The 26,680-nt window shown below is 72.1% G+C and carries 24 protein-coding genes; 14 read left to right on the forward strand and 10 right to left on the reverse strand.

Annotated elements, in window-relative coordinates; all coding sequences use genetic code 11:
* Window positions 1–43: 43 nt before the first annotated feature.
* Window positions 44–1,006, reverse strand: coding sequence for a peptidylprolyl isomerase (locus AC6H2I_RS00260; RefSeq protein ID WP_497498467.1), 963 nt, complete (start codon window positions 1,004–1,006; stop codon window positions 44–46).
* Between the two features lie 251 nt (window positions 1,007–1,257).
* Between AC6H2I_RS00260 and secA the strand changes: the two genes are divergently transcribed.
* The 3 genes from secA to AC6H2I_RS00275 all read left to right on the forward strand — a co-directional run bounded on the left by secA (window position 1,258) and on the right by AC6H2I_RS00275 (window position 5,085).
* Complete coding sequence (secA, locus tag AC6H2I_RS00265; RefSeq protein WP_497498468.1) at window positions 1,258–3,996, forward strand: preprotein translocase subunit SecA; 2,739 nt, start codon at window positions 1,258–1,260, stop codon at window positions 3,994–3,996.
* Window positions 3,997–4,044: 48 nt separating this feature from the next.
* The gene (mscL, locus tag AC6H2I_RS00270; protein WP_497498469.1) at window positions 4,045–4,521 is read left to right on the forward strand and encodes a large conductance mechanosensitive channel protein MscL; all 477 of its coding nucleotides are present in this window, start codon (window positions 4,045–4,047) and stop codon (window positions 4,519–4,521) included.
* Between the two features lie 114 nt (window positions 4,522–4,635).
* On the forward strand, window positions 4,636–5,085 hold the full coding sequence (locus AC6H2I_RS00275; protein ID WP_497498470.1) for a flagellar basal body-associated FliL family protein: 450 nt from the start codon (window positions 4,636–4,638) through the stop codon (window positions 5,083–5,085).
* Window positions 5,086–5,091: 6 nt separating this feature from the next.
* Here the strand turns inward: AC6H2I_RS00275 and AC6H2I_RS00280 are convergent, their stop codons facing one another.
* Both AC6H2I_RS00280 and AC6H2I_RS00285 read right to left on the reverse strand, forming a co-directional pair.
* Entirely contained in the window at window positions 5,092–6,078 is a 987-nt protein-coding gene (locus AC6H2I_RS00280) for a cobalamin biosynthesis protein CobD/CbiB (RefSeq protein WP_497498471.1), read from the reverse strand.
* Window positions 6,079–6,091: 13 nt separating this feature from the next.
* Window positions 6,092–6,658 (reverse strand): ankyrin repeat domain-containing protein, encoded by a 567-nt coding sequence (locus AC6H2I_RS00285; RefSeq protein ID WP_497498472.1) that lies wholly within the window; start codon window positions 6,656–6,658, stop codon window positions 6,092–6,094.
* A 198-nt stretch (window positions 6,659–6,856) separates the two neighbouring features.
* Between AC6H2I_RS00285 and AC6H2I_RS00290 the strand changes: the two genes are divergently transcribed.
* Window positions 6,857–7,444 carry a hypothetical protein gene (locus AC6H2I_RS00290; protein WP_497498473.1) on the forward strand — a complete coding sequence of 196 codons (588 nt, stop codon included), beginning with the start codon at window positions 6,857–6,859 and terminating at the stop codon, window positions 7,442–7,444.
* Between the two features lie 112 nt (window positions 7,445–7,556).
* The gene (locus tag AC6H2I_RS00295) at window positions 7,557–8,339 is read left to right on the forward strand and encodes a sulfite exporter TauE/SafE family protein (protein WP_497498474.1); all 783 of its coding nucleotides are present in this window, start codon (window positions 7,557–7,559) and stop codon (window positions 8,337–8,339) included.
* Window positions 8,340–8,346: 7 nt separating this feature from the next.
* Here AC6H2I_RS00295 and AC6H2I_RS00300 read toward each other — a convergent pair whose 3' ends face one another.
* Genes AC6H2I_RS00300 through AC6H2I_RS00310 form a run of 3 tightly spaced genes read right to left on the reverse strand, consistent with a single transcriptional unit; the run spans window position 8,347 to window position 13,209 of the window.
* Complete coding sequence (locus AC6H2I_RS00300; RefSeq protein WP_497498475.1) at window positions 8,347–9,240, reverse strand: methyltransferase domain-containing protein; 894 nt, start codon at window positions 9,238–9,240, stop codon at window positions 8,347–8,349.
* A 31-nt stretch (window positions 9,241–9,271) separates the two neighbouring features.
* Window positions 9,272–10,510 (reverse strand): EAL domain-containing protein, encoded by a 1,239-nt coding sequence (locus AC6H2I_RS00305; protein WP_497498476.1) that lies wholly within the window; start codon window positions 10,508–10,510, stop codon window positions 9,272–9,274.
* A 23-nt stretch (window positions 10,511–10,533) separates the two neighbouring features.
* Entirely contained in the window at window positions 10,534–13,209 is a 2,676-nt protein-coding gene (locus AC6H2I_RS00310) for a response regulator (protein ID WP_497498477.1), read from the reverse strand.
* 455 nt (window positions 13,210–13,664) lie between these two features.
* Here AC6H2I_RS00310 and AC6H2I_RS00315 point away from each other — a divergent pair, with 455 nt between their 5' ends.
* The 6 genes from AC6H2I_RS00315 (at window position 13,665) to AC6H2I_RS00340 (ending at window position 18,023) form a co-directional block, all read left to right on the forward strand.
* Window positions 13,665–15,308 (forward strand): hypothetical protein, encoded by a 1,644-nt coding sequence (locus AC6H2I_RS00315; protein WP_497498478.1) that lies wholly within the window; start codon window positions 13,665–13,667, stop codon window positions 15,306–15,308.
* 52 nt (window positions 15,309–15,360) lie between these two features.
* Window positions 15,361–15,756: a response regulator gene (locus AC6H2I_RS00320; RefSeq protein WP_497498479.1), complete on the forward strand. Its 396-nt coding sequence runs from the start codon at window positions 15,361–15,363 to the stop codon at window positions 15,754–15,756.
* 101 nt (window positions 15,757–15,857) lie between these two features.
* Window positions 15,858–16,124, forward strand: a complete 267-nt coding sequence (locus tag AC6H2I_RS00325) for a flagellar biosynthetic protein FliQ (RefSeq protein ID WP_497498480.1) — start codon at window positions 15,858–15,860, stop codon at window positions 16,122–16,124.
* Between the two features lie 5 nt (window positions 16,125–16,129).
* Window positions 16,130–16,873 (forward strand): ComF family protein, encoded by a 744-nt coding sequence (locus AC6H2I_RS00330; RefSeq protein WP_497498481.1) that lies wholly within the window; start codon window positions 16,130–16,132, stop codon window positions 16,871–16,873.
* A gap of 60 nt (window positions 16,874–16,933) precedes the next feature.
* Window positions 16,934–17,194, forward strand: a complete 261-nt coding sequence (gene grxC / locus AC6H2I_RS00335) for a glutaredoxin 3 (RefSeq protein ID WP_497498482.1) — start codon at window positions 16,934–16,936, stop codon at window positions 17,192–17,194.
* A 1-nt stretch (window position 17,195) separates the two neighbouring features.
* Window positions 17,196–18,023, forward strand: a complete 828-nt coding sequence (locus AC6H2I_RS00340) for a carbon-nitrogen hydrolase family protein (RefSeq protein WP_497498483.1) — start codon at window positions 17,196–17,198, stop codon at window positions 18,021–18,023.
* Between the two features lie 24 nt (window positions 18,024–18,047).
* Here AC6H2I_RS00340 and AC6H2I_RS00345 read toward each other — a convergent pair whose 3' ends face one another.
* The 3 genes from AC6H2I_RS00345 to AC6H2I_RS00355 all read right to left on the reverse strand — a co-directional run bounded on the left by AC6H2I_RS00345 (window position 18,048) and on the right by AC6H2I_RS00355 (window position 22,353).
* Window positions 18,048–19,847 (reverse strand): glycoside hydrolase family 17 protein, encoded by a 1,800-nt coding sequence (locus AC6H2I_RS00345; RefSeq protein WP_497498484.1) that lies wholly within the window; start codon window positions 19,845–19,847, stop codon window positions 18,048–18,050.
* A 138-nt stretch (window positions 19,848–19,985) separates the two neighbouring features.
* On the reverse strand, window positions 19,986–20,759 hold the full coding sequence (locus tag AC6H2I_RS00350) for a ferredoxin--NADP reductase (RefSeq protein ID WP_497498485.1): 774 nt from the start codon (window positions 20,757–20,759) through the stop codon (window positions 19,986–19,988).
* Between the two features lie 145 nt (window positions 20,760–20,904).
* The gene (locus AC6H2I_RS00355; RefSeq protein WP_497498997.1) at window positions 20,905–22,353 is read right to left on the reverse strand and encodes a helix-turn-helix domain-containing protein; all 1,449 of its coding nucleotides are present in this window, start codon (window positions 22,351–22,353) and stop codon (window positions 20,905–20,907) included.
* A gap of 261 nt (window positions 22,354–22,614) precedes the next feature.
* Between AC6H2I_RS00355 and aceA the strand changes: the two genes are divergently transcribed.
* Window positions 22,615–23,895, forward strand: a complete 1,281-nt coding sequence (gene aceA / locus AC6H2I_RS00360; RefSeq protein WP_497498486.1) for an isocitrate lyase — start codon at window positions 22,615–22,617, stop codon at window positions 23,893–23,895.
* Window positions 23,896–24,011: 116 nt separating this feature from the next.
* Here aceA and AC6H2I_RS00365 read toward each other — a convergent pair whose 3' ends face one another.
* Window positions 24,012–24,857 (reverse strand): NAD(P)H-binding protein, encoded by an 846-nt coding sequence (locus AC6H2I_RS00365; RefSeq protein WP_497498487.1) that lies wholly within the window; start codon window positions 24,855–24,857, stop codon window positions 24,012–24,014.
* A gap of 111 nt (window positions 24,858–24,968) precedes the next feature.
* Between AC6H2I_RS00365 and AC6H2I_RS00370 the strand changes: the two genes are divergently transcribed.
* Both AC6H2I_RS00370 and hppD read left to right on the forward strand, forming a co-directional pair.
* Window positions 24,969–25,391: a winged helix-turn-helix transcriptional regulator gene (locus AC6H2I_RS00370; protein ID WP_497498488.1), complete on the forward strand. Its 423-nt coding sequence runs from the start codon at window positions 24,969–24,971 to the stop codon at window positions 25,389–25,391.
* Window positions 25,392–25,504: 113 nt separating this feature from the next.
* The gene (gene hppD / locus AC6H2I_RS00375) at window positions 25,505–26,596 is read left to right on the forward strand and encodes a 4-hydroxyphenylpyruvate dioxygenase (RefSeq protein WP_497498489.1); all 1,092 of its coding nucleotides are present in this window, start codon (window positions 25,505–25,507) and stop codon (window positions 26,594–26,596) included.
* Window positions 26,597–26,680: the final 84 nt, after the last annotated feature.

The following is a 26,680-nucleotide window of genomic DNA, read 5'->3' on the forward strand; positions in this document are numbered from 1 at the left end:
TCGCCCGGCCCCCCGGCGAGGGAGGGCCGGACGGGACGCGGGCTTACTTCGCCGGCTCGGGCGCGGCCGCGCCACCGGCGGCCGGGGCGGCGGGGGCGGCCGGCATCGGCGAGCCGTCGAGCTGGTAGGTCTCGATGCTGGCGCCGCTGCGCAGCTCGTCCACCAGGCCGGCGACGATCTCCTGGGAGAGCGAGCGCTCCAGCTCCGGCTTCACCTCCTCCAGGGTCGGGGGCTCCGGCGTGCGGCGGTCCTCGACCTTGATGACGTGCCAGCCGAACTGGGTCTTCACCGGCTCCTTGCTCACGTCGCCCGGCGCCATGGCGAAGGCGGCGTCGGCGAACGGCTCGACCATCGCATCCTTGGTGAAATAGCCGAGGTCGCCGCCCTGCGCGGCGGCCGCGGTGTCCTTCGACTTCTCCTTGGCGATGGCCGCGAAATCGCCGCCGCCGGCCAGCGACGCGATGATCTCCTTGGCCTCCTCCTCCGTCTCCACGAGGATGTGGGCGGCCTTCACCTCGTCCTGGGACGGGTTGGCCTGGAGGTACTGCTGGTAGGCCTCCTCCAGCGCCTCGGGCGTGATGCGTTCGGCGATCTTGCGCTCGACGAAGGCGCGCTGCACGGCGCGCTCCTCGGCCGCCTTCAGCTCGGCCTTGACCTGATCGCTGCTCTCCAGCCCGGCCTTGTAGCCGGCGCGGGCGATCAGCTTCTGGTTGACCAGCTGCTCCAGAATGGCGGGATAGAGCATCTCCAGCGGCATCTGACGGACCTGCGGTGGCAGCTGGCCGGCCATCCGCATCAGCTCGGAGGCATGGATCTCCTGGCCGTCGACGCGGGCGATGACCGGATCGGCCGGCTGCTGCGCGGCGTCCCCGCCCTGGGCCGTCGCCCCGTTCGGCGCCTCCGCCTGGGCCGGCGCCGGAGCCGGCGCGGTGTCCTGGGCGTGGGCCGACAGGGCGACGCCGCTCGCGGCCAGCGACAGGAGGGCGGCGCGTAGCACTCGGTTCATACTGCTGTCTCCATCCTTCCGGCGGACGTCGGGGCGTCGAACGGGGCGGCCGGGGCCGCCCGCCGGCACCCCGCATCCGTGTCCCCTGGGTGGGCATTAAGCATGGTGCGGCGGCGCTGGCAAGCGAGCGGAGGCGACGCCGTCCGCCGGCCGCGCCGCCGTCCGGTCTCGTTGACTTGTCGGCCCATCGGTCCTATGTGAGAGCCGTCCCAGGCCGCCCTCCCCTTTTCTCGTTTCCGTCCGAGGTTTTCATGTTCGGTGCTCTCGCCCGCAAGTTCTTCGGCACCGCCAACACGCGCGTGGTCAAGGCCCTGCACAAGCCCGTTCAGCAGATCAACGCGCTGGAGCCGGACCTGGCGGCGCTGTCGGACGAGGACCTGCGCGACCGCACACGCCGCCTGCGCGAGCGACTCACCGCCGGCGAGACCCTCGACGACATCCTGCCCGACGCCTTCGCCACGGTGCGCGAGGCGGCCAAGCGCGTTCTGGGACAACGCCATTTCGACGTCCAGCTGATGGGCGGCATGGTGCTGCACCAGGGGCGCATCGCCGAGATGAAGACCGGCGAGGGCAAGACCCTGGTCGCCACCCTGGCCGTCTTCCTCAACGCCTTGCAGGGCAAGGGCGTGCACGTGGTGACGGTGAACGACTACCTGGCCAAGCGCGACAGCGAGTGGATGGGCCGGGTCTACCGCTTCCTCGGCCTGACGGTGGGCTGCATCGTCCACGGCATGACCGACGACGAGCGGCGGGCCGCCTACGGCGGCGACATCACCTACGGCACCAACAACGAGTTCGGCTTCGACTATCTGCGCGACAACATGAAGTTCCGCGCCGAGGACCTGGTGCAGCGGCCCTTCAATTTCGCCATCGTCGACGAGGTCGACTCGATCCTGGTCGACGAGGCGCGCACGCCGCTCATCATCTCCGGTCCCTCGACCGACTCGTCGGAGATGTACACCCAGGTCGACGCGCTGATGGCGCACCTCACGCCCGAGGACTACGAGAAGGACGAGAAGCACCGCGCCGTCTCGATGACCGAGGCCGGCCAGGAGCACGTCGAGCAGCTCCTCAAGGACGCCGGCCTGCTCAAGACCGGCGGGCTCTACGACATCCAGAACGTCGCCCTGGTGCACCACGCCCAGCAGGCGCTGCGCGCCCACACCCTGTTCCAGCGCGACAAGGACTACATCGTCAAGGACGGCAAGGTCATCATCATCGACGAGTTCACCGGCCGCATGATGGAGGGCCGGCGCTACTCGGAAGGCCTTCACCAGGCGCTGGAGGCGAAGGAGAAGGTGGAGATCCAGCGCGAGAACCAGACGCTGGCGTCCATCACCTTCCAGAACTACTTCCGCCTCTACCCCAAGCTGGCCGGCATGACCGGGACGGCGATGACCGAGGCGCCGGAATTCGCGGAGATCTACGGCCTGGAGGTGGTCGAGATCCCGACCAACGTCACGGTCCAGCGCAAGGACGAGGACGACGAGGTCTACCGGACCGCCGACGAGAAGTACAACGCCATCGTCGAGCTGATCGAGGAGTGCCGCGGTCGCCAGCAGCCGATCCTGATCGGCACCACCTCCATCGAGAAGTCGGAGCTGCTGTCGGAGTTCCTGAAGAAGAAGAACGTCCCCCACAACGTCCTGAACGCCCGCCACCACGAGCAGGAGGCGTACATCGTCGCCCAGGCCGGGCGGCCGGGCGCGGTGACCGTCGCCACCAACATGGCCGGCCGCGGCACCGACATCCAGCTCGGCGGCAACATCGACATGCGCGTCGCCACCGAACTGGCCGACCTGCCCGAGGGGCCGGAGCGCGAGGCGCGGATCGCCCGGATCCGCCAGGAGGTCGAGGCGGCGCGCGAGGTGGTGAAGGCCGCCGGCGGCCTCTACGTCATCTCCACCGAGCGCCATGAGAGCCGGCGCATCGACAACCAGTTGCGCGGCCGCTCCGGCCGCCAGGGCGACCCGGGCGCGTCGAAGTTCTTCCTGTCCCTGCAGGACGACCTGATGCGCATCTTCGGGTCCGACCGCATGGACGGCATGCTCCAGCGCCTCGGCCTCAAGGACGGCGAGGCCATCGTCCACCCCTGGATCAACAAGGCGCTGGAAAAGGCGCAGCAAAAGGTCGAAGCGCATCACTTCGAGATCCGCAAGAACCTGCTCAAGTTCGACAACGTGATGAACGACCAGCGCAAGGTCGTCTACGAGCAGCGTCGCGAGATCATGGAGACCGAAGACATCGGCGACTCCATCAAGGCCATGCGCCACCAGATCATCCAGGAGATGGTGACGACCCGCATACCGGCGAACTCCTATCCCGAGCAGTGGGACATGGCCGGCCTGCACGAGGAGGTGAGCCGCGTGCTCGCCCTCGACCTCCCGGTCGCCGACTGGGCCAAGGAGGAGGGCATCGCCGAACCGGAGATCGAGGATCGCATCCGCGACGCCGCCGACCGCAAATACGCCCAGAAGGTGGCGGACTACGGGCCCGACACCATGCGCCACGTCGAGAAGAGCCTGCTGCTGCAGATCCTCGACCAGGAATGGAAGGACCACCTCCTCCAGCTCGACCACCTGCGCCAGGGCATCTCGCTGCGGGCCTACGCCCAGCGCGACCCGCTGAACGAGTACAAGCGCGAGGCGTTCGAACTGTTCGAAACGATGCTGACCCACCTGCGCGAGCAGACGACCTCCGTCCTGATGCATGTGGAGATCCGGATGGCGCCGCAGCAGGACCCGTTCTCCCGGGCCCTGCCGGAGATGCACGAGGGCCGCGACGATCCGGCGCTGGCCATGGCCGGTGCGGATGCCGCCGCCCAGGGCGCCGAGGGCGCGCCGCTGCCCGACGGGATGGTGCGCCGCGGCGCCTCCGCGATGGCCCTGGGCGCTGCCGCAAGCGAGGACTGGGCCCGCACGCCGCGCAACGCGGTCTGCCCCTGCGGCTCCGGAAAGAAGTTCAAGCACTGCCACGGCAAGATGGGCTGAGGCCGGCGCGGCGATGACCCGCCCGGCACGGCTTGGGAGAGCCAGCGCATGGGATCCGAGTTCCGCACCTTCATCAGCCGTGGCAACGTGGTCGACCTGGCGGTCGGCATCGTCATCGGAGCGGCCTTCACCGGCATCGTGAACTCGCTGGTCAGGGATGTGCTCACGCCGCCGCTCGGCTGGATCATGGGCGGACTCGATTTTTCCAATTACTACATCAACCTGACCGGCGGCACCTACGACAGCCTCGCGGCCGCGGAGGCGGCGGGCGCGGCGACCATCAACTACGGCCGCTTCCTCAACGCCGTGATCAACTTCTTCATCGTCTCGTCGGCGCTGTTCGTGGTGGTGCGGCAGATCAACCGCCTGCGCCGCCAGGAGGCGGCGACTCCCCCGCCGCCAGCCCCATCGCCGCCGCCGCGCGAGGAGGTGCTGCTGACCGAGATCCGCGATCTCCTGCGCGAGAGCCGGCCGGGCGCCGGCGCGGCGTCCCCGGCTTCCGGCGCGGCGCCGCCGCAGCCATGAGGCGCCCGGCGCGGCCGTGAGGCGCCCGGCACGGGCGCCGGCGCGTAGGACTCCCAATTTTCGACCGGGAGTTTTATACTCTCGCTTCCCGCCCCAACCTTGGGAGGCGGCCACATGGACAGCCGCAGCCAATCCAGGGACGTCGCGTCGATCCGCCTGGTGGTGGCGGTCGTCGGCGTGCTCGCCACCCTCGTCGTCCTGGGCCTCGGCGGCGCCGTGGCCATCGGACGCTACGTCGAGCACCGTCAGATCGTCGCCCGCATGGGCCCGCTTCCGCCGGTCGTTTCGCTCCCGGAATGGGAGTTCGCGCTGTCCGGCACCCGCGCCTTCGACCTCAAGGTGTCGCTGGAGCTGGCACCCGACGCCGACCCCGCCTTCGCCGTCGACCACCTCGACCGCATCGGCGACCGCCTTTACGACGATGTCCGCGCCTACGATGCGCAGGGGTTGACCGGAGTCGGCTCGGCCGAGCGGATCAAGGAGTCGGTGGAGGCCGCGGTGCGCCGGGAAACCGGCCGCGACGTGGTGCGCCGCGTGCTGATCGAACGGATGGTGGTCAAATAGCGGGGCTCACAGCCCCTGCATCGCCACCGTCAGCAGCCCGACCAGCAGCATCAGCAGCAGGTCGGCCAGCGCCGTCAGCGCCAGCGCACGGCCGATGTCGGCGGGAACCGCCCGCGCCCGCCCGTCGCCGATCCAGGGCTCCGACACGGTGACCCCGCCGTCGCGGAAGGGGCCGGCCAGCGCCAGGCCGAGTCCCCCCGCGACCGCCGCCAGCGGCCAGCCCCTGTTGAGGCTGGGGTGCTTGCGGGCGTCGCTGCGCAGAGCCCTGGCGGCACCCGACAGGCTGGCGGTGGCGAGGAACGGGCTGCCCAGCGCCAGCAGCACCCCCGCGAGTCGCGCCGGCAGGGCGTCGAGGGCGTCGTCCATGCGCGCCGCGGTCAGCCCGAACCGCTCGTGGCGCAGTCCGGACTCGCCCAGCGCCTGGCCGGCGCCGTCCACCACCGCCCACGCCAGCAGGCCGGGGACGCCCAGCAGGACGTACCAGAACGCCGGCGCCACGACCTTGCGGTCGAACCCCGTGGCCACGTGCTCGATGGCGGCGCGGGCGACACCGTGCGCGTCCAGGGCGTGCGCCGGGCGCCGCGTCAGCGGGCCGACGGCGGCGCGCGCCGCGGCCAGGCCCGGCCCCTCCAGGGCGCGCCGGACCGCCCGCACCCGCACCCAGGCGGCGCGGCCGCGCAGCACGGCCAGAAGGGTCGCCAGTTCCAGCAGCCAGCCGGTGCCGGCGGTGCCGCTCACCCATTCCACCACGACGCCGGCGGCGATCCCCAGGAGCAGGAGCACCACCACCACCAGGACGCCGCGCACCAGGCGCACCGCCGCCCCGCGCTCCGGCCTGTTGAGCCGGCGGTCGAGCACGGCGCACAGCCGCACCGCCAGGCCGGCCGGGTCGGGCAGCGCGCGGCCAAGCCAGTCACCGGCCGCGGCGTCGAGGGCGAGCGCCAGCAGCAGCAGGAACACCGGCCCGGGGCCGCCGAACACGGTGGCGATCATCGGCACCGCGACGTCAGTGCGCGCCGGCCTTGCGCAGAGCGGTGGCGACGCGCCCGTTGCGCCCCTCCTCCGCCCAGCTCAACGCGGTCCGCCCGGTGAAATCGGCGGCGTCGGTGCGCGCGCCGTGCTTCAGCAGCCGCTCGACCGTGTCCACCGCCCCGGCCCGGGCGGCGGCCATCAGCGGCGTCATGCCCTGGCGGTTCTCCTGGTCAACCCGGGCGCCATGGGCCATCAGAAGGTCGACCAGGTCGGCGTTGCCCTGGGACGCCGCCCAGTAGAGAGCCGTGTTGCCCACGGGGTCCGCGCCGTTGGCCGCGGCACGGTTCTCCAGCAGCGCCCGCGCGATGTCGCCGCGCTCGCTCTGCACGGCGGCGATCAGCGGCGTCTTGCCGCCGGAGCCGACGCCGTTGGGATTCTCGCCCCGCAGCAGGAGCTGGCGGACCGTCTTCACGTCGCCCGACACCACCGCGTTGTAGAGGCTGGGCCCGCCGAACAGGTTCACATCGGCGTGCCCCGGACCCGCCGGCGCCACCGCCGACAGGCCGAGCGCCAGCAGGCCCGCGGCCATCCATCGTCTCATCTCGATCCCCCCTCCTGCCTCGCCACCCGGTCCCGCCCGACGGCCGCACCCGACGGCCGCACCCGATGGCCGCGGTGCCGACGGGCGGGCCGCATAGTAGCGGCATCGCCTCCCCCTGACCAGCCGGCGGGCCGGCGGCCCGCGTGGAACCACCACGCGGCCCGCACCGTTCACAGGAACGAAACAGGGAGGTCGGACATGACATACGAAACGCACACAGGTCGGACCACGCGCGGCGTGGTGCGCGAGGCGGTGGGGGTCTTCGACAGCCCCGAGGCGCTCCAGCGCGCGGTGGACGACCTGTCGCTGGCTGGCTTCGAACGGGCCGAACTCAGCCTGATGGCCAACAACCAGACCATCGAGGGCACGCTGGGCCATCTGCCCCGCTCGGTGGACCACGCCAAACACGATCCGGACATGCCGCGCCAGTCCTATGTCGCGCCCGAGGACGAGGGCGATGCCAAGGGCATGGCCATCGGCGTGCCGGCCTATGTCGGCGCCATCATCGCCACCGGCGCCGTGGTCGCCACCGGCGGCACCGCCCTGGCCGCTGCCCTGGCCGCCGCCGCCGGCGGCGTCGGCGGGGGCGCGGTGGGGACGGCGCTGTCGCAGTGGCTGACCGACAAGCGCAACGAGCCGCTGCGCCAGCACCTGGAGAAGGGCGGCATCCTGCTGTGGGTCAATCTGCGCGACGACGCCCAGGAGGCGCAGGCCCGGGCCATCCTGGCCCGCCACACCTCCCGCCCGGTCGAGGTGCACGAGGTGCCCCAGACCGCCGGCGAGTGAGCCCGGCCCGGCCGCGCCGCGTCAGTGACGCACGTCCTGATTGACGCACGTCATGGGCAGGCGGCCGCCGCGGCCCCATCTATGGCGGGTCCCCTGTTCCGGAGGCCCGCCCGTGGACGGCGTTCTCACCCTGCTTCAATCCGGCCTCGGTGCCTGCGCCGTGGTGGTCGACCGCGACGGCGGTCTGCTGCTGGCCTTGCTGACGGCCGGGCTGGTGGGGGGCGCCACCCATTGCGCCGGCATGTGCGGGCCGTTCGTGCTGGCCCAGGTGAGCGCCCGGCTGGAGCGGGTGCCGGCCGCCCGCATGAGCGAGTTCCACCGGCTGGCCGGCGCCGCCGTCGTTCCCTACCATCTCGGCCGCGCCACCACCTACGCGGGCATCGGGGCGGCCGCCGCGACGGTGGCCGGCCACGTCGGCGCCCTGCCCGGGCTGCGCTGGATCTCGGTCGGGCTGCTGGCGGGCGCGGCCCTGTTCTTCCTCGCCTACGCCCTGCGCGGCGTGGCCGCCATCCTGCCACACGGCCTGACCGCCATGCTGGCCCGCGGCGGCCGCCCGGCGGCGCAGCGGTGGGCCGGGTGGGTGTCGCGCCGGGCCCGGCCACTGTTCGGCAACCCCGTGGGGTGGCGTGGTTACGGGTTGGGCGTGGCGCTGGGATTCATCCCCTGCGGCCTGCTCTACGGCGCCGTGGCGGTGGCCGCCGCCAGCGGCAGCGCGCTCACCGGGGGCATCGGCATGGCGGCGTTCGCGCTCGGCACCCTGCCCAGCCTGCTGGCGGTGGGACTCGCCGGCCACCTCGCGGCGCGCGCCTGGCGCAGCGCGGTGGCCCACGCCGCGCCGCTGATCATGGCGGTCAACGCCGCGGTGCTCGGCTGGATGGCCTGGAGCATGGTGTAGCGACGGCTCAGCCGCAACCGCCGCCGCCGCCGCTCCGGAGGGCGTCGCCCAGGCGGTGGGTCGCGCTGCCCGGCTTCAGGGGCTGCGGCTGGCTCTCGTGGGGCGCCCACCCCGCGAGATAGAGCACCTGGAAGGTCGCGGGGATGCGGCCATCCGGCTCGGCGAACCGCTCGGCGTAGAGACGCGCCGCCTCCAGCACCATGGCCCGCCGCGCCGGCACCTTGCGCCGCGCCAGCACGGCGTTGGTCTCGCCCATGCCGCGCAGGTCGCGCATCAGGCGCAGGGCGTCGGTGTAGGTCACCGTGATGGTGTCGGTGTCGACCACCGGCAGGGCGAAGCCGGCGCGCTGCAGCAGTCCGCCGGCGTCGCGCACCTCGGCGAAGGGGGACACCCGCGGGCTGAAGCCGCCGCACACCGTCTGCTCCGCCTCGTAGAGACACTGGCGCAGCTCGAACAGGGTCTCGCCCCCCAGCATGGCGGCGCAGAAGAAGCCGTCCGGCTTCAGCGCCGCGCGCACCTGGATGAGCGCGCCCGGCAGGTCGTTGACCCAATGCAGGTCGAGGTTGGACACCACCAGGTCGAAGACCCCCGGCGCGAAGGGCAGGAACTCGGCGTCCGCCGCCACCGCCGGGCGGCCGGCCCGGCGCGCCAGGACCGGCGACAGCTCGCTGGCCACCAGGCGGCCGATGCCCTTGCGCCCGGCCAGGGCGCGGCCCATCACCCCGTCGCGGCTGCCGAGGTCGAGGGCGACGGGAAAGGCGCGCCGCACATCCTCCAGGCGGTCGAGCAGGCGCTCGGCCACCTCCTCGAACAGGAAGGCGTGCGCGGCGAAGGCGCCGGCGGCCCGGTCGCGGCGGCGGCGCACCAGGGCGCGGTCGAAGACGGTCATGGAGTCGCTCATGACCGGCACTATAGCCCGATGCGCCGCCCCCTCAAGCGGTCTCCGGCGCGGTGACGCCGGGCGGCGCGGGGCGGCGCAGCCAGGCCACCGTCTGGCCCGCCGGCATGGGACGGGCGATGTGGTAGCCCTGGGCGAGGTCGCAGCCGAGAGCGCGGACGACCTCCAGCACGGCGGCGGACTCGATGCCTTCGGCGCACGCCGTCATCCCGAGGTTGTGGGCGAGGTCGATCGCCGCCTTCACGATCACCCGCGACTGGCGCGACGACACGCAGTCGGCCACCAGGTCGCGGTCGATCTTCAGCTCGCTGAAGGGCAGGCGCTGCAACTGCACCAGCGACGAGTAGCCCGTGCCGAAATCGTCGATCGACAGCCGGAACCCCATCAGGCGCAGCCGGGTCAGGATGGCCATGGCGCTGGTCGGGTCGGCCATCGCCGCGGTCTCGGTCAGCTCGATGATGATGGCGGGGGGCGGGACGCCGGCCGCGCGGACCCGCATCGCCAGCCGGTCGGCGAAGGACGGGGTGTGCAGGTTGGCGCCGGAGACGTTGACCGCCAGGGTGGTCGAAACCCCGGCGTCCCGCCACGCCTGAAACTGCTCGAGCGCGAGGTCGACGACCAGGGCGGTGAGGCCGTCCATCACCGGCAGGGATTCCGCCAGCGGCAGGAAGTCGGCCGGGGCGACGACGCCGCGCTGCGGGTGTTGCCAGCGCAGCAGCGCCTCGAAGCCGTCGATCACCGCGCCGTCGATCGCTGCGCCCGCGCCACCCGCCCGCGGCGGGGCCAGCACCACCTTGGGCTGGTACACCAGATGGAACTCGCGGCGGGCGATCGCCCGCTCCAGCGCCGCCGCGTCGATGGTGCCGGCCTTGGCGGCGGCGGCGGCGGCGGCGGCCACCGGCCCCCGGGCGGTTTCCAGAACCCGCCGCAGGGCGCCGGCACGCACCGGCTTCTGCACCATCGCGGCGATGTCGAGGCCGCTGCGCACGCCGAACTGGCGGGCCGTCTCGATGATCTTCTGGTCGACCCCGCTCATCAGAACCACCCGCGCCGTGCAGCGGTCGGCGGCGAGACAGCGCAGCAGTTCCACCCCGTCCACGTCGGGCATGTGCAGGTCGACCACCACACAGGAGGGACGCCAGTCGGCCAGCACCTGGCGGAACTCGGCCGCCGCGGTCACCGCCCGCACGTCGAAGCCGCTGAGCCGGGCCACCTTCGCGACGAAGGCGCCGACGGCGGCATCGTCGTCGATGACCAGCAGGCGGTCACTCATGCCCAACCCCTCCTCACCCTTCGTCAGCCGTCAAGCGTCTCGCGCAGCAGCCGGGCGAGGTCGCCGCGGCGGTAGGGCTTGTTCAGAATGCGGAACTCCAGGGCGCCGGCCGATCGGTCGAGGGCCGCCTCCGTGAACCCGGATGTCAGCGCCGCCTTGACCGCGGGCCAGCGCCGGGTGGCCTCGCGGGCGAGCGCGATGCCGTCCATGTCGCCGGGCATGACCACGTCGCTGAAGACCAGGTCGACCCGCTGGCCTCCCGCCAGCACGGACAGCGCCGTGGCGGCGTCGGTGGCGGACAGGACGCGGTAGCCCAGGTCGCCGATCTGCTGCACCACCATGGCCCGCACCGCCGCGTTGTCCTCGACGACCAGGACCGTTTCGCCGTCGCGCCCGTGTGGCAGCGCGCTCGCCGGCGCGGCCGGCGCGGCGCCGCCGCCGGCCCCCTCGGCGCGGGGCAGGTAGAGGCGCAGGCTGGTGCCCCGGCCCGGCTCGCTGTAGACCGCCACATGGCCACCGGACTGCCGGACGAACCCGTAGACCATGGCGAGACCGAGACCGGTGCCCTTGTTGACCGCCTTGGTGGTGAAGAACGGCTCGAAGATCCGCGCCGCGACCTCGGGGGGCATGCCGGTGCCGGTGTCGTTCACCTCGACGGCGACGTAGTCGCCCGGGGAAAGGTCGGGCCGCACCCGACAGAAATCGGCGTCGAGATGCTGGTTGCGCGTCTGGAAGGTGAGCCGCCCGCCCTGGGGCATGGCGTCGCGCGCGTTGACCGCCAGGTTGACCAGCGCGGCGTCGAGCTGGCCGGGGTCCACCACCACCGGCCACAGCCCGGGCGCGGCCACCATCCGGATGTCGACCTGCTCGCCCAGGGTGCGCGCCAGCAGCTTCACGACGCCGCCGACCAGGCGGTTGACGTCGACGACCTCGGGCGACAGAGGCTGGCGCCGGCTGAACGCCAGGAGCTGCCGGGTGAGGTCGGCGCCGCGCAGGCTGGCGTCCAGCGCCGCGGCGGCCAGCTCCGCCACCTGGGGATCGTCGCCCAACAGCTCCGTCAGGAGGTCGAGGTTGCCGATGATGACCGCCAGCATGTTGTTGAAGTCATGGGCGATTCCGCCGGTCAGGTTGCCGATCGCCTCCATCTTCTGGGACTGGTGGAGCTGCTCCTCGATGCGCTTGCGCTCGCTGTTGTCCTCGACCACCAGGACGGTGCCGTGGATGCAGCCGCTGGTGTCGCTCAGGGGGGCGGACGAGATGCGCAGCGACACCGGCGTCCCGTCGCGGCGAAGCCCGACGTGCTCGGCGCTGCGCACGATCTTTCCGGCGACCGTCCAGCGGTGGACCGGGTCGGCCGGCAGCTCCGCCACCACCTCCTCCGGGAGGCCCGGGAACCGGCGGCCGATCGCCTCGGCCGCCGGGCAGCCGAAGATGACTTCGGCCGCGCCGTTCCAGGTCTGCACCGCGCCCCGGGCGTCGAGGGCGATGATGGCCACGGGGGAGGCGCCGAGAATCGCGGAGATGGTCCGGTTGGCCCCGCGCATCCCGGTGGCGGCGTCGCGGGCGGCCAGCTCGGCGTCGCGGCGCTCCGCCACCTCGGCCTGAAGGGCCCGGGTCCGCTCGTCGACCTTGCGCTCCATCTCCTCCAGCAGGGTGGCGCGGGCCAGCGCCGTGGCCACCAGGTTGCCGACGCCGGCGAAGGTCTGCAGGTCCTCCTCCTGGAAGGGGCTGCCCTCGGCGCCGACCAGGTTGAGGACGCCCAGCGCCACCCCGTCGGCCAGCAGCGGCACCGCCGCGTGGGGCGGGATGCGGCCGCTCGGCGCGGCATCGGCCAGACACGCGCAGTCGTCGATGGTCTCGGCCTGGTGCCAGGCGCCCTGCAGCAGGCGCCTCCGGCAGGCGCACGGGACGCCGCCGTGGCAGTCCCCGCCGGCGGGCGCAGGCGGGCGCAACGGGCGCCGGGTCGCCAGCCGCTCGAAGCAGTCCTCGCCGCGCAGGTCGATCCAGCCGCCGACCACCCCCGGCAGCGTCGTCGCGCGCTCCAGCGCGGTCGCGCCGACCGCTGCGGCGCCGCGGCACCGGTTCAGGCCGTCCGCCAGGTGGTAGAGGACGTTCAAGGTGTCGTAGGAGCGCTTCAGCGCCCGCTGGCGGTCGTCGAGCTCGTCGTAGAGGCGGACCGCCTGGTCATAGGTCGATATCAGCAGGTCGAGGATCTGTTGCCGGTCGGCCGTGATGCGGTGGCGCTGTCCCGCCAGTTCGATCTCGATCTCCTGCTGCGGCGTGCCCGCCTTGCGCAGCGCCTGGTTGGTCAGCAGGTAGGTGATGCGGGAGGCCAGGAAGGGTTCGTCGTAGGGCTTCACCACGAAGTTGTCGGCGCCGGCGTCCAGGCCGCGGAACACGTCGTGCGGGCTGGACAGCTCGGTGACGAGGATGACCGGCGTGCCCCGCAGGTCGGGATCGGCCTTGATGGCGCGGCAGAGCGCGTAGCCGTCCATCACCGGCATGATGATGTCGCTGATCACCAGATCGGGGTGGTGCCGGCGCACCATCGCCAGCGCTGCCGCACCGTCGCCGGCGGCCAGCACGGTGAAGGCGCGCTGCTCGAGAAGGTGGGCGAGATGGGCCGCCTGCGTCGGGCTGTCCTCGGCGATCAACACGGTCGCCGTCGGCCAGTCCTGCGTGTCGCCGTGTCCGGCCATGGCGCCCCTCGTTCCAGCGGTCCCCGACGACACGCGGCACCCGTGGCAGGGTCGGGCTCTCCCCGGGGCGTCGGCGCACGGCGCGGGAGATGAAGCCTTCCGGTGGTGTTGTGCCGCAGCCACCACCACCATCCCTCGCGAGCGGGCTCCGCCGCCAGCCGTCCCTTCCTCGTATGATGAAAGTGTATACCTCCGGTTCGCAGATGCGCAATCCTGGTGTCCGATCCGCCCCGTTTCGCAAGAGTGGCATTTCCCCTCCATCCATCGGTATAGTTGCCCGTCGTGGTAGCGGCGCTCCGGTCGGTCCGGAGCCGGAACCCAGCGGATTGCCCATGTGGTCGGTTGCGCAGAGACTTCTCAAGGCCGCGGCGCGGCGGGCGGACCCGCCGGGCGGCCCAGCCGCCCCCCCCCCGCCCGCCGCCGCCCCGCCCGGTGCCGCCTCCCCCGGGCCGGCCGTGACGCCGGCCCCACCGGCGACGGCAGCGGCAGCGGCAGCGGCGGGGGCGCCGGCGGGCAGCCTGGAGGCGCGTCTGCGCGATGCGGTGGCGCGCGGAGAGACGGCGATCGGCGGCCGGGTCAACCTGCTCAACCTGTCCCGGCTGGCCGAGCGGTACGGCGACCGCTGGCCGCTTCTGGCGGAGAAGGTGGACCAGCTCATCCGGCTCACCCTGGCGCGCCGCCTGTCGCCACGCGACGTGTTCAGCCGTTTCGACGACGGCGTCTACATCATCATGCTGGACGGCCTGTCCGAAGCCGAGGCGCGCTTGAAATGCGCGCTGCTGGCCGACGAGATCGCCGGCAAGCTGCTGGGGCAGACCTCCTGCCTCGACGCCATCGACGTCTGCAGCGCGGTGGCGCCGATGGACGGTGCGCTCGCCCTGAAGACGACCGACGTCGCCGGGGCGCTGAACGAGGTGCTCGCCAACGCCCAGCAGTACAGCGCGCGCGACGCCCGGCACGGCGGCGCCGCCGGCCGCGGACCACCCGGCGACGGCACGGCGGACGGCACGGCGGCGGACGGCCCGGCGGCGGACGGCCCGGCGGCGGACGGCGGCGCCGATGGCGGGGTGGACGGGGTGGGACGGGCGGTGTCCGCGGCACGGCGCCAGCTCGCGGCCCTGCCCGATGCGCCGGGCGGCGGCGACGTCATGGCCCGCCTGGACTGCATGCTCGAGCTTCTGCGCCAGGCCGAGGCGGCGCTGGCGTCCTCCGGTGCCGCCGCGGGCGCCGGCGTGGCCGAGGACGCCCGTCTCGGCGCGGTGCGGGCCCTGATCGGCCGCGCCGAGGCGGTGCTGCGCGACCGGCACGTCGGCCTGCAGGACGCGACGGTCGACGCCGACGCCCTGGACGCCGCCAACCTCTCGTTCCTGTACCGCCCGATGTGGCACGTGGGGCGGCGGGTCATCAACGCCTTCCTCTGCGAGCCCGCGGCGCACATCGGCCGGCGCTACATCGTCGGCGACGCCCTGCTGCCGGACCAGGCCGACAGCCAGCTCGTCGCGACGCTCGACCGGACGGTGCTGCGCCAGGCCCTGGAAGACGCCGTCGCGCTGCTGAAGAGCGGACGGCGCAGCGTCGTCGTCGTGCCGGTCCACCACTCGACGCTGGTCGGCGGCCGCGCCACCCGCGACTACACGGCGCTGTGCCGGGCGGTGGAGCCCACGCTGCGCCCGTCGCTGGTGTGGGAGATCCTGGAGCCGCCGAGCAGCCTGTCGGGGCTGCAGGTGGCGCCGCTCGTCGCCACGCTCAGGCCCTTCGGCCGCGCCGTCCTGGTCCGGGTCGACATCGAACGGGCGCGGTTCGACGATTTCGTCGGCCTCGGCGCGTATTCCGTGGGCACCGACGTCGGCGGGACCGCCCTGCCCGAGCCCCAGATCGTGCGCAAGATCGAGCTGTTCCGCGCCCGCGCCTCCCGCTACGGCCTGCGCAGCTACCTGCACGGCGTCGGCTCCACGAGCCTCCTCGCCGCCGCCGTCGGCGCCGGTTTCGACTACATCGACGGGGGCGGCCTGATGCCCCACGTCGCCGCCCCCGGCCCGGTCGAGCCGTTCGACCTGTACGATCTCTATGCCCAGCGCTTTCCGGAGGCCATGGGATGAAACCCATCCCGGCGGCGGGGCACCCTGACCGCAAACCGGAGGAGACACCGCGGTGGCCCGCATCCTGGTGGCCGACGACGAACTGCAGATCCGAACGATGGTGCGGACCATGCTGGAGCGCGCCGGTCACACCGTCGTCTGCGCCAGCGACGGCAACCAGGCCGTGGCCATGCTGCGCAAGGCGCCGGTCGACGTCCTGGTGGTCGACGTCATCATGCCGGGGAAGGAGGGCATCGAGACCCTGATCGAGGCCCGCCAGGCGCGGCCCGAGGTCAAGGTGATCGTCATGTCCGGCGGCGGCCGCGCCGGCAATTTCGACTATCTGGAGATCGCCACGCGGCTGGGCGCCACCCACACGCTGCGCAAGCCGTTCCGCCAGCGCGCGCTGGTCGACCTGGTCGAGGACTGCCTCGACGGGCCGGGCGGGGCCGCGCGGCCACCCACGTGAACGCGCTCCCGCGCATCCCCGCCACCACCGGCGCGGCGCGGCGTTCGTCCCCCGCGGCGGCCGTGCTACACTGACCGCCGTCCGCATCCGGGAGCCGCACCATGGGCGTGCCCGAGGCCATCGCCGCCTCCTACGAAGCCTTGATCGTCATCATCAAGATCGCCATGCCGGCCCTGCTGGTCAGCACCGGCATCGGCCTTGTGGTGACGTTGTTCCAGGCGGTGACGCACATCCAGGACCCGAACCTGCAGCAGCAGCTCAAGATCTTCGCCACCATCGCCGTCCTGTTCGTCACGGCGCCGGCGATCTACCTGGCGCTGCACGACTACACCATGATGATCTTCGATCGCATCGCCAACCTGAACTGAGCGCCATGGCGGCGGCGGCAACCCTGGCCCGGCTGGCGGGCGCGGCCCTGGACGCCCTGCTGCCGCCGCGCTGCCTGTCGTGCGGCGAGACGGTCGACCGCCACGGCGGCCTGTGCCCCGGGTGCTGGGCCGGGCTGACCTTCATCGCCGCCCCGCTGTGCGCGTGCTGCGGCCTGCCCTTCGAGTACGCGGTCCCCGGCGAGACGCTGTGCGGCGCCTGCGTCGCCGGCACGCCGGCCTACGCCCGCGCCCGCTCGGTGCTGGTCTACGACGACGCCAGCCGGCCCCTGGTGCTGGGATTCAAGCACGGCGACCGCACCCACGCCGCCGCCGCCTTCGGCGCCTGGATGGCGCGCGCCGGCGCCACCCTCCTGGAGGACGCCGGGCTGCTGGTTCCGGTTCCGCTGCACCGCTGGCGCCTGTTCGCCCGCCGCTACAACCAGTCCGCCCTGCTGGCCCAGGCGATCGGCCGCGCCGCGGGGGTGCCGGCGGCGCCCGACCTGCTGGTGCGCCGGCGCCGCACCCGCAGCCAGGGTGGGCTCGACCGCCAGGGGCGCCAGCGCAACGTCGCCGGCGCCTTCGCCCTGCGGCCGGGGCGTGAGGCGCTGGTGGCCGGGCGGCCGGTGGTGGTGGTCGACGACGTGCTGACGACGGGGGCGACGGTGGCGGAATGCGCCCGGGTGCTGCTGCGGGCCGGCGCCTCGCGGGTCGACGTGCTGACCCTGGCCCGCGTGGTGCGCGGCGGCTGACGGTGGCGAAGCGGCGGGACGACGCCATATTATCCGCTGATTGCGAGGGAGAACCGCCCCATGGCCGATGTCGTCATCTACACCACGCCCTATTGCCCCTACTGCATCCGCGCCAAGAGGCTGCTGGATGGCAAGGGGGTCGCCTACGAGGAGATCGACCTCTACCTGCATCCCGGCCGCCGCGACGAGATGATCCAGCGCGCCGAGGGCCGCGCCACGGTGCCCCAGATCTTCATCGACGGCGCGCCGGTCGGCGGCAGCGACGACATCCACGCGATGGACCGCGCCGGCACCCTCGACCCCATGCTGGGGCTGGGCTGAGATGGCGGGGGTGCTGAAGGCGGCGTGCGTCCAGGTCAACGCCGGGCCGGACATCGCCCCCAACCTCGCGGCGGCCGGCGACCTGATCCGCCGCGCCCGTGATGCCGGCGCGGCGTTCATCGCCACGCCGGAGAACGTCACCATGGTGGTCCAGGGACGGCGCAACGTGCTGGCCCGCGTCCGCCCGGCGGACGAGCACCCCGCCATTCCCTTTTTCGCCGCGCTGGCGCGGGACACCGGGGCGTGGCTGCTCGCCGGGTCGATCGGCGTCCTTCTGGAGGGCGGCGAGACCGTGGCCAACCGCAGCATGCTGTTCGACCCCGCCGGCACGGTGGCCGCCAGCTACGACAAGATCCACATGTTCGACGTCGACCTGGAGGGCGGCGAAAGCTACCGCGAATCCAGCACCTTCCGGCCCGGCGACCGGGCCGTGGTGGCCGGCACCCCGTGGGGCGGCGTCGGCCTGAGCGTCTGCTACGACGTCCGCTTCGCCCATCTCTACCGGGCGCTGGCCCAGGCCGGCGCCGCCATCCTCACCGTGCCGGCGGCCTTCACCGTGCCCACCGGCCGGGCCCATTGGCACGTCCTGCTGCGGGCACGCGCCATCGAGACCGGGTGCTTCGTGGTCGCACCGGCCCAGGTCGGCACCCACGACCAGGGCCGCAAGACCTACGGCCATTCCCTCATCGTCAGCCCCTGGGGCGAGATCCTGGCCGACGGCGGTGGCGAGGCGGTGGGGGTGATCACCGCCGACCTCGACCTGGACCGGGTGGCCGAGGCGCGCCGGATGATCCCGTCGCTGACCCACGACCGGCCCTTCACGGTCTGACCGCGGCCCCGCCGGGCCGGCGGCTCAGTTGGAGTCGAGCGGGGCGACCGCCCCGGCGGGGCCGAGGGGCGGGCGCTCGGCGCGCGGCGCCGCCGTCGCCCCGCTGCCGGCGGTGCCGGCGGTGCCGGTGGTGGTGGCCGGCCGGGCGGAGAGGACGAACGGCAGGGCCAGCACGGCCTGCAGCAGGGCCCAGGCCAGCGCCTCGCGGTTGGGCGAGGCCCAGTCGATGGCGCTCAGCGGGGCCGCACTGGTGCCGTTGATCCACCCGCGCAGCGGCGCGTCGACCGGCAGCACCCCTTCGGCCAGCACGATCAAAGCGGCGCCCGCCATCAGGCCCCGGCCGATCCACGCGTCCAGCCGGCGCGGTCCGGCGGCCGCTGGCGCGTGGAACCGCGCCGCCGCGGCGAAGGCCGCCCGCCGACCGACCCCGGCCGGTCGGACCGCAACCCCAATTATTCCGAGAACGAAAAGACAGAAGGCCGGAACCAGGAAGTCGGTGTTGGGGAAGTCGCGGTAGCGACCGTCGACGACGATCAGCAGGCTCCACACCACGGCCACCAGGGCCAGCACGGTGCCGCTCGCCCGGCCCAGCCACGCCAGCGCCCCGTCCCCGGCGGTGCCGCCGGTCAGGCAGCGCCGCGCCGCCGCCAGGACCGCCGCCGCCAGCAGCGTCGACAGGACCAGCATGGCGCCGGCCAGCGCGAGGTCGTGCCAGTAATAGTTCCAGTGCAACGCCACCTCGGCCGCCCGCACGGTGCCGCCGGCGATTCCTTGGGTCAGCACCGCCAGCGCCGCGATGCCCGCCACCCCGAGGCCCGGGGCGCCGACCAGGACAAGCGCCAGAAGCGCGTAGCCCGCTGCCGTTGCGATCCCGAAATGAAGAGGCCAGCGGACATTCTCGACCACCGGCCCGGCCAGTGGGAACTTGGCCTGGCGGTCCACGGTGTAGAGCCCCCAATGGCCGCCCACGGTGCCCTCCAGCGTCTGTTTCCAGTTCTGGTCGAACGCCTCGATGATGTTGTAGTCGAAGCCTTCCCGCTCGGCGAGGCGGACGAAGCGGTTGACGAAGCGGGCCTTTTCCACCAGCCCCGGGGCGGCGGGCCCGCGCGAGCGCCCGGCGGTCGGCCAGCCGGTCTCGCCCACCAGGATGGGCTTGCCCGGGAAGCGTTCGGCGATGGTGCGGTGGGACCAGGCGATGTGCTCCGCCGCCGTCTCCACCCCGGCCGGGATGTCCTCCCAGTAGGGCAGGAGATGGATGGTGATGAAGTCCACCTCCTCGGCCATCCGCGGGTACTTCAGCCACCATTCCCAGACGTCGGCGTAGGACACGGGCTGGCGGATCGCCGTCCGGACCCGGCGGATGTAGCCGGCCAGGCGCTGCGGCGCCAGCTCGCCGCGCAGCAGCACCTCGTTGCCGACGATGACCCGGGTGATGACGTCGGGGTAGCGGGTGGCGAGGTCGATCAGCGACGCGATCTCCGCCTCGTTGACGGACACGTCGCTCGACAACCATGCGCCCATGGTGACCGTCAGCCCGTGGCGCCGGGCGATCTCCGGCACCGCCTGCATGCCTTCCAGGGAGGTGTAGGTGCGGATGCCCGCCACCTGGCGCGACAGCACCGCCAGGTCCTCGTCGATCTGTTCCGGCGTCGCGACGTCACCGGCCAGCGGGCTCTGCCCGTCGCGGAAGGGGGCGTAGGACACGCTGCGCAGGGTGGCCGAGGGCAGCGGGTCGAGGGGCACCGGCCGGTTGGGCAGGTACCAGGCCGCAAGGCTGGCGAGGCCGGCGGCGAGAAGGACGGCGACGACGGAAAGGATGCGCATGGGGGCCCAGGGTGCGGTGCGGCGAAGGCCCAGCCATAGCACGGAAATCGCGCCGGGATCGAGGCGGGGCGCCCGGTCACCGCGACAAACGCCGCGCCGGCCCCGCTTATTCCACCGCCCGCGTGGTGGCGCGGCCGATCAGCGTTCGACGAACGCCTTCTCGATCACGAAGTGGCCGGGCTCGCCCATGTTGCCCATGACGAAGCCACGCTCCTCCAGCAGGGCCGTGGACTCGGCCAGCATCTCCGGGCTGCCGCAGATCATCACCCGGTCGTCGTCCAGGCCGAGCGCCGGCAGGCCGATGTCGCTGAACAGCTTGCCGCTGCGGATCAGGTCGGTGATGCGCCCCTGGTTGGCGAAGGGCTCGCGGGTCACCGTGGGGTGGTAGATCAGCTTCTCCGTCACCATCGCGCCGAAGAACTCGTTCTTCGGCAGGCTCTCGGTGATGATCTCGCGGTAGGCCAGCTCCGCCACGGTGCGGCAGGTGTGGGTGAGCACGACCCGCTCGAAGCGGTCGTAGATTTCGGGGTCCTTGATGACGCTGAGGAAGGGCGCCAGGCCGGTGCCGGTGGACAGCAGGTAGAGGGTGCGCCCCGGCAGCAGGTTGTCCGCCAGCAGCGTCCCCGTCGCCTTGCGGTTCACCAGGACGGTGTCCCCCTCCGCGAGGTGCTGGAGGCGCGACGTCAGCGGCCCGTTCGGCACCTTGATCGAGAAGAACTCCAGCGTCTCCTCGTAGTTGGCGCTGGCCATCGAGTAGGCGCGCAGCAGGGGCCGCCCGTCGACCTCCAGCCCGATCATCGTGAACTGCCCGTTTTGGAACCGGAATGACGGATCGCGGGTGGTGGTGAAGCTGAACAGGGTGTCGGTCCAGTGATGGACCCGCAGGACTCGTTCCCGGAGAATGTTGCTCATGGATTGCGGTCGCCTTCGGTTCCTTCGCTCTGCGCCGGGCAGCGCGCCGGTATCGATAAACCACCTCGCCGCCGCAGCGCCACAAAAAAATGCCCGCACGGAAAGTGTGTTATTCCATTAGATAAACCAACCTCTTGCGTGAAACTCACCGCCCATCCGTCGCCGGCGGCGCGAACAGGTAGGGTGTCAGGCCACGCAGGTTCTCGTCCACGATCAACCGGTTGTTGAGGGGCGGGAACGCCCGCTGCGAACAATCCAGGCGCGGGCAGAGCCGGCAGTTCACGCCGATCGGGGTGGCCGCGTCGGAGTTCTCCAGGTCGGTGCCGCTGGCGTAGATGATCTGCGCCGCATGGGCGACGTCGCAGCCCAGCGCCATGGCGAACTGCTGGGGCGGGCTGCGGTAGCCGCCGCTGGCCTTCACCACGGTGCGGGCCAGCGAGAAATAGGTGGTGCCGTCCGGCATCTTGGCAAGCTGGGTGTGGATCTTGCCCGGCGTCCGGAAGGCCTCGTAGACGATCCAGCGCGGGCACGCCCCGCCAAAGCGCGCGAAATGGAAACCGGCGCCGCTGAAGCGCTTGGAGACGTTGCCGGCGGCGTCGACCCGGATCAGGAAGAACGGCACGCCCTTGGCGCCCGGGCGCTGCAGGGTGGTCAGGCGGTGGCACACCTGCTCGAACGACGCGTCGAACCGGCGGCGCAGGATGTCGATGTCGTAGTGGACCTGGCGCGCCGCCTCCAGGAACCGGTCGTAGGGCATCAGCACCGCGCCGGCGAAGTAGTTGCACAGGCCGATGCGGGCCAGGCGCCGCGCCTCGTCGCCCGACAGGCCGGCGCCGTCGACGATGCGGTTCAACAGGTCGCGGTGGCGCAACAGGGCGATCTGGCAGGCCAGCTGGAACGCCCGCCCCGACGGGGCCAGCATCTCCGACAGCAGGATGCGCCGGCCGTGGCGGTCGTAGCGGCGCACGGCGTAGCCCATCACCTCGGCCGGCATCAGGCGGACACGGGCGGCATGCTGGGTCTGCATCCACTCCACCAGACCGCCGTAGATGTCGCTGTGCTCCAGCCGCGCGTCGGCCCACAGCGCCTCGGCCGCCTCCTCCAGCTCGGGGAAGTGGTTGTGATGGGCGTGGAAGAAATCGCGCACCTCCTCCAGCGGAAAGGTGGCGTTCTGCACCAGGTGGAGCTTGTCGCGGTCGGCCATGCGCTCCGACAGGGCCTCCAGGTCGGCGCGCTGGCCACGGTACGCCTGATAGAGCGCGACCACCGCCTGGCCCAGGGTCGGCGCGACCGCCGCCAATTCCTTGAAGTCCTGGTTCTTGATGTCGGACGCCTCGAACAGCGGGTCGGCGAAGACCTCGCGCAGGCCGGCCACCAGCCGGCTCTCCTCATCCTCGGCGAAGGTCTGGATGTCGACGCCGAAGGTGTTGCCCAGCTTCAGCAGCAGCGGCACCGTCACCGGCCGCTGGTTGTGCTCGATCAGGTTGAGGTAGCTGGCCGAGATGCCGAGCTGATCGGCCATCTGCGCCTGGGTCAGCCCCTGCTCGCGCCGCAAGCGGCGCACCTTGGGCCCCAGCATCGCCTTCTTGTCCATCTGCGCCACGCCCGGACCGTCCCGTCGGATTCTGCAAGAGTTGCGGATTTACAGGGTTTACGGATTTACAGAAACATATTACAGGCAGTTTACAAAATGACCACTTTACAAACAAGCACTTATTGCGGCCCCACGTGTTTCGTCACTACTGTCAATCAGGTGCTGCGCTGCGATGCGGCGCCACGACAAGAAGATCACCCGGAGGGGGGAGGGACCACGACACCCCATCCGGTCGCCCAGTCGGACCATGAGGAACACGCAATGCCCGTCATCGACGACACGACCAAGGCCGCCATCCACGCCCGGCGCTGGGAAGGCATCCGCCGCGACTACACCGACGCCGACGTGAAGCGGCTCAGCGGTTCCGTCAGGATCGAGCACACGCTCGCCGAGATGGGCGCCACGCGCCTGTGGGAGCTGCTGAACACGGAGCCCTTCGTGCCGACCCTGGGGGCGCTCACCGGCAACCAGGCCATGCAGGCGGTGAAGGCCGGGCTGAAGGCCATCTACCTCTCGGGCTGGCAGGTCGCCGGCGACGCCAATCTGGCCGGCCAGATGTACCCGGACCAGAGCCTGTACCCCGCCAACTCGGTGCCGGCGGTGGTGGAGCGCATCAACAACACCCTGCGCCGCGCCGACGAGATCGACACCGCCGAGGGCCGGAGCGACACCTACTGGTACGCCCCGATCATCGCCGACGCCGAGGCCGGCTTCGGCGGCCCGCTCAACGCCTTCGAGCTGATGAAGGCGATGATCAAGGCGGGCGCCGGCGGCGTCCATTTCGAGGACCAGCTCGCCTCGGAGAAGAAGTGCGGCCACCTCGGCGGCAAGGTGCTGCTGCCCACCAAGCAGTTCATCCGCACCCTGAACTCGGCCCGCCTGGCGGCCGATGTCTGCGGCACCTCCACCGTGCTGTTCGCCCGCACCGACGCGGAGAGCGCCCAGCTCATCACCTCCGACGTCGATGAGCGCGACCACCCCTTCATCGACTTCGCCGATGGCCGCACCCCGGAGGGCTTCTACCGCCTGAAGAAGGGCATGGGCGTGGAGCACTGCATCGCCCGCGGCCTCGCCTACGCGCCCTACGCCGACAGCCTGTGGTGGGAGACGTCGAAGCCCAACCTGGAGGAGGCGCGGCGCTTCGCCGAGGCCATCCACAAGGAGTTCCCGGGCAAGCAGCTCGCCTACAACTGCTCGCCCAGCTTCAACTGGAAGGCCAACCTCGACGAGGCCACCATCGCCAAGTTCCAGGCCGAGCTGGGCGCCATGGGCTACAAGTACCAGTTCGTCACCCTGGCGGGCTTCCACTCCCTGAACTACGCCGCCTTCATGCTGGCGAAGGGCTACGCGGAGCGCGGCATGGCCGCCTACTCCGAGCTGCAGCAGGCCGAGTTCGAGGCGGAGCGCCTGGGCTACACCGCGACCAAGCACCAGCGCGAGGTCGGCACCGGCTACTTCGACGCGGTGTCCATGGCGGTGTCCGGCGGCATGTCGTCCACCACGGCCTACAAGGACTCCACCGAGGCCGACCAGTTCCACTGATCGGCCACCGGACCGGGTCTCCCGGTCAACGGCAAGAGCAAAAACACAGCCGCCACCTGGCCGGCCGGGGACCACCCCGGCCGGCCCGTTTCGTCAGGCGGTCATGCCCCCGTGGGTCACCGCAGCGCCGCGGCGACCGCGGCCGCCAACGAGGTGGTCGGCCGGCCGATCAGGGCCGACAGGCGGCGTCCGTCATCGAACAGCGCACCGGTCGCGGCGGCGGTGTCCGCCTCGGCCACCAGGCGGGCGATGACCTCCGGCAGCCCGACCGCGATCAGGGCCGCGGCATGCTCCGCCTCGGGCAGGTCGCGGTAGGGGATCGTCCGTCCGCTCTGCCGGGACAGCTCGGCGGCGAGTTCGGGCAGGGTGAAGGCGGTGTCGCCGGCGAGTTCGTAGGTCGCACCGGCATGCCCTTCGGCGATGAGCACGGCGGCCGCCGCGGCCGCGTAATCCGCGCGCGCCGCCGCGGCGATGCGGCCCTCGCCGGCGCTGCCGATCAGCGCACCGGCGGCCAGGGCGCCGCCCAGCCCGGCGGTGTGGTTCTCCGTGTACCACCCGTTGCGCAGGATGGTCGTGGGGATGCCCGACGCCTTCAGCTCGGCCTCCGTGGCGCGGTGCTCATCGGCCAGGGACAGCGGCGAGCGGTCGGCGTGGAGCAGGCTGGTGTAGACGATCCGCCGCACGCCGGCCGCCGCCGCCGCGGCGATCACCGCGCGGTGCTGGGGCACCCGGCGCCCGATCGCGCTGGAGGAGATCAGCAGCAGGGTGTCGACGCCGGCCAGCGCGGGGCCCAGGGTCTCGGGGCGGTCGTAATCGGCCTCGCGGGCGGCGATGCCCAGGTCTGCGGCCGCGGCGGGCTGGCGCACCAGGGCGAGCAGCGGCGGGATGGCGGGTTGCGCGGCCAGCGCGGCCACGACGAGGCGGCCGAGCTGGCCGGTGGCGCCGGTGATGGCGAGGGTCATCGGGTGTCTCCGTCAGGGGTGATGGTGGGGATCTAAGGCACTTGCTTCCTTTTCGGAAGTACGTACATTTCTGTTAGTGTGAGATTTCCTCGCCGCTGCCGGAGCCACCCCATGCCCGACCGTCCGCTCGCCCCCGCCGACCTGCCCGAACCGCTGTCCCACCAGATGAGGCGGGGCAACCTGATGGCCGCCGAGTGCCCGTCCCGTGCGGTGCTGAAGCACATGACCAGCCGCTGGGGCGTCCTGGTGCTGATCGCCCTGGAGATCCGCACCCACCGCTACAGCGAACTGCGGCGGGCCATCGGCGGGGTCAGCGAACGGATGCTCGCCCAGACCCTCGATTGGCTGGAGGGCGATGGCTTGGTGCGGCGCGTCGCCCGCGACGTGGTGCCGCCCCATGTGGAGTACAGCCTCACCCCCCTGGGTCGGGAGGCGGCGGAGCGGGTGCGCGGCCTTGCCGACTGGATCGAGATCAACATGCCCCGGATCGCCCGGGCCTGGGCCGACACCGCCACAGACAGTGCGAGATCTTGATTGTTGCCATCTTGAAATGTTTTTCCCTGGGCCTGCCCCGGAAGAGCGCGTGGCGAACGGGGGCGACGCACCCACTTTGTTCGGAGGACAAGCCATCCCGAGGGAGGTGAGGCATGAGCACGCGACGCAAGACGGCGCTGGTTTCCGAGGCCAATCCCATGGGCACCGACGGCTTCGAGTTCGTCGAGTACGCCGCCCCCGATCCGGCCGAACTGGAGCGCCTGTTCGCCACCATGGGCTTTCGGCCGGTGGCCCGGCACCGCCGCAAGCGGGTGACGCTGTGGCGCCAGGGCGGCATCAACTTCATCGTCAACGCCGAGCCCGAGAGCTTCGCCCAGTCCTTCGCCCGGGTCCACGGCCCGAGCATCTGCGCCATCGCCTTCCGCGTCGCCGACGCCGGCCACGCGCTGGAGCGGGCCCGGTCCCTGGGCGCCAAGGCGGTGCCCGGCACCGCCGGCCCCATGGAGCTGAACATCCCCGCCATCCAGGGCATCGGCGGCAGCCTGATCCACCTGGTGGACCGCTACGGCGAGCGCTCGATCTACGACGTCGATTTCGAGTTCGACGAGGCCGAGCCGGCCGAGCCCGAGGGGGTCGGCCTGGTCGAGATCGACCACCTCACCCACAACGTCCACCGCGGCCGGATGGAGGAGTGGGCGGACTTCTACACCCGCCTCTTCAATTTCCGGCCGATCCGCTATTTCGACATCGAGGGCAAGCTGACGGGGGTGAAGTCCAAGGCGATGACCAGCCCCTGCGGCAAGATCCGCATTCCCATCAACGAGTCGGCGGGCCACGGCGGCAAGGACCAGATCGAGGAGTACCTGGACGCCTACCGCGGCGAGGGCATCCAGCACGTGGCGCTGGCCACCCGCGACGCCTACGCGACGGTGGAGGCCATGCGGGCCCAGGGCAACGCCTTCATGCCGCCGCCCCCGGACGCCTACTACGCCATGCTGGCCGAGCGCCTGCCCGGACACGGCGAGGACCTGGAGCGCCTGCGCCGCGACGGGTTGCTGGTCGACGGGGCGCCCGGCGGCGGCCTGTTGCTCCAGGTCTTCACCCGGACGGTGATCGGCCCGATCTTCTTCGAGGTCATCCAGCGCAAGGGCGACGAGGGATTCGGCGAAGGCAACTTCCGCGCGCTGTTCGAGAGCATCGAGCGCGACCAGGTCCAGCGCGGCGTCCTGAAGGACGCGGGCTGACGGGTCACGCAGACGTGACGGCGCCGTGACGGGCGCGCCAGCGACGGACACCCCATCCTCTGGTGGATCTCGCGACACCACCCG

Source organism: Azospirillum sp. NS33 (genome assembly GCF_059703765.1).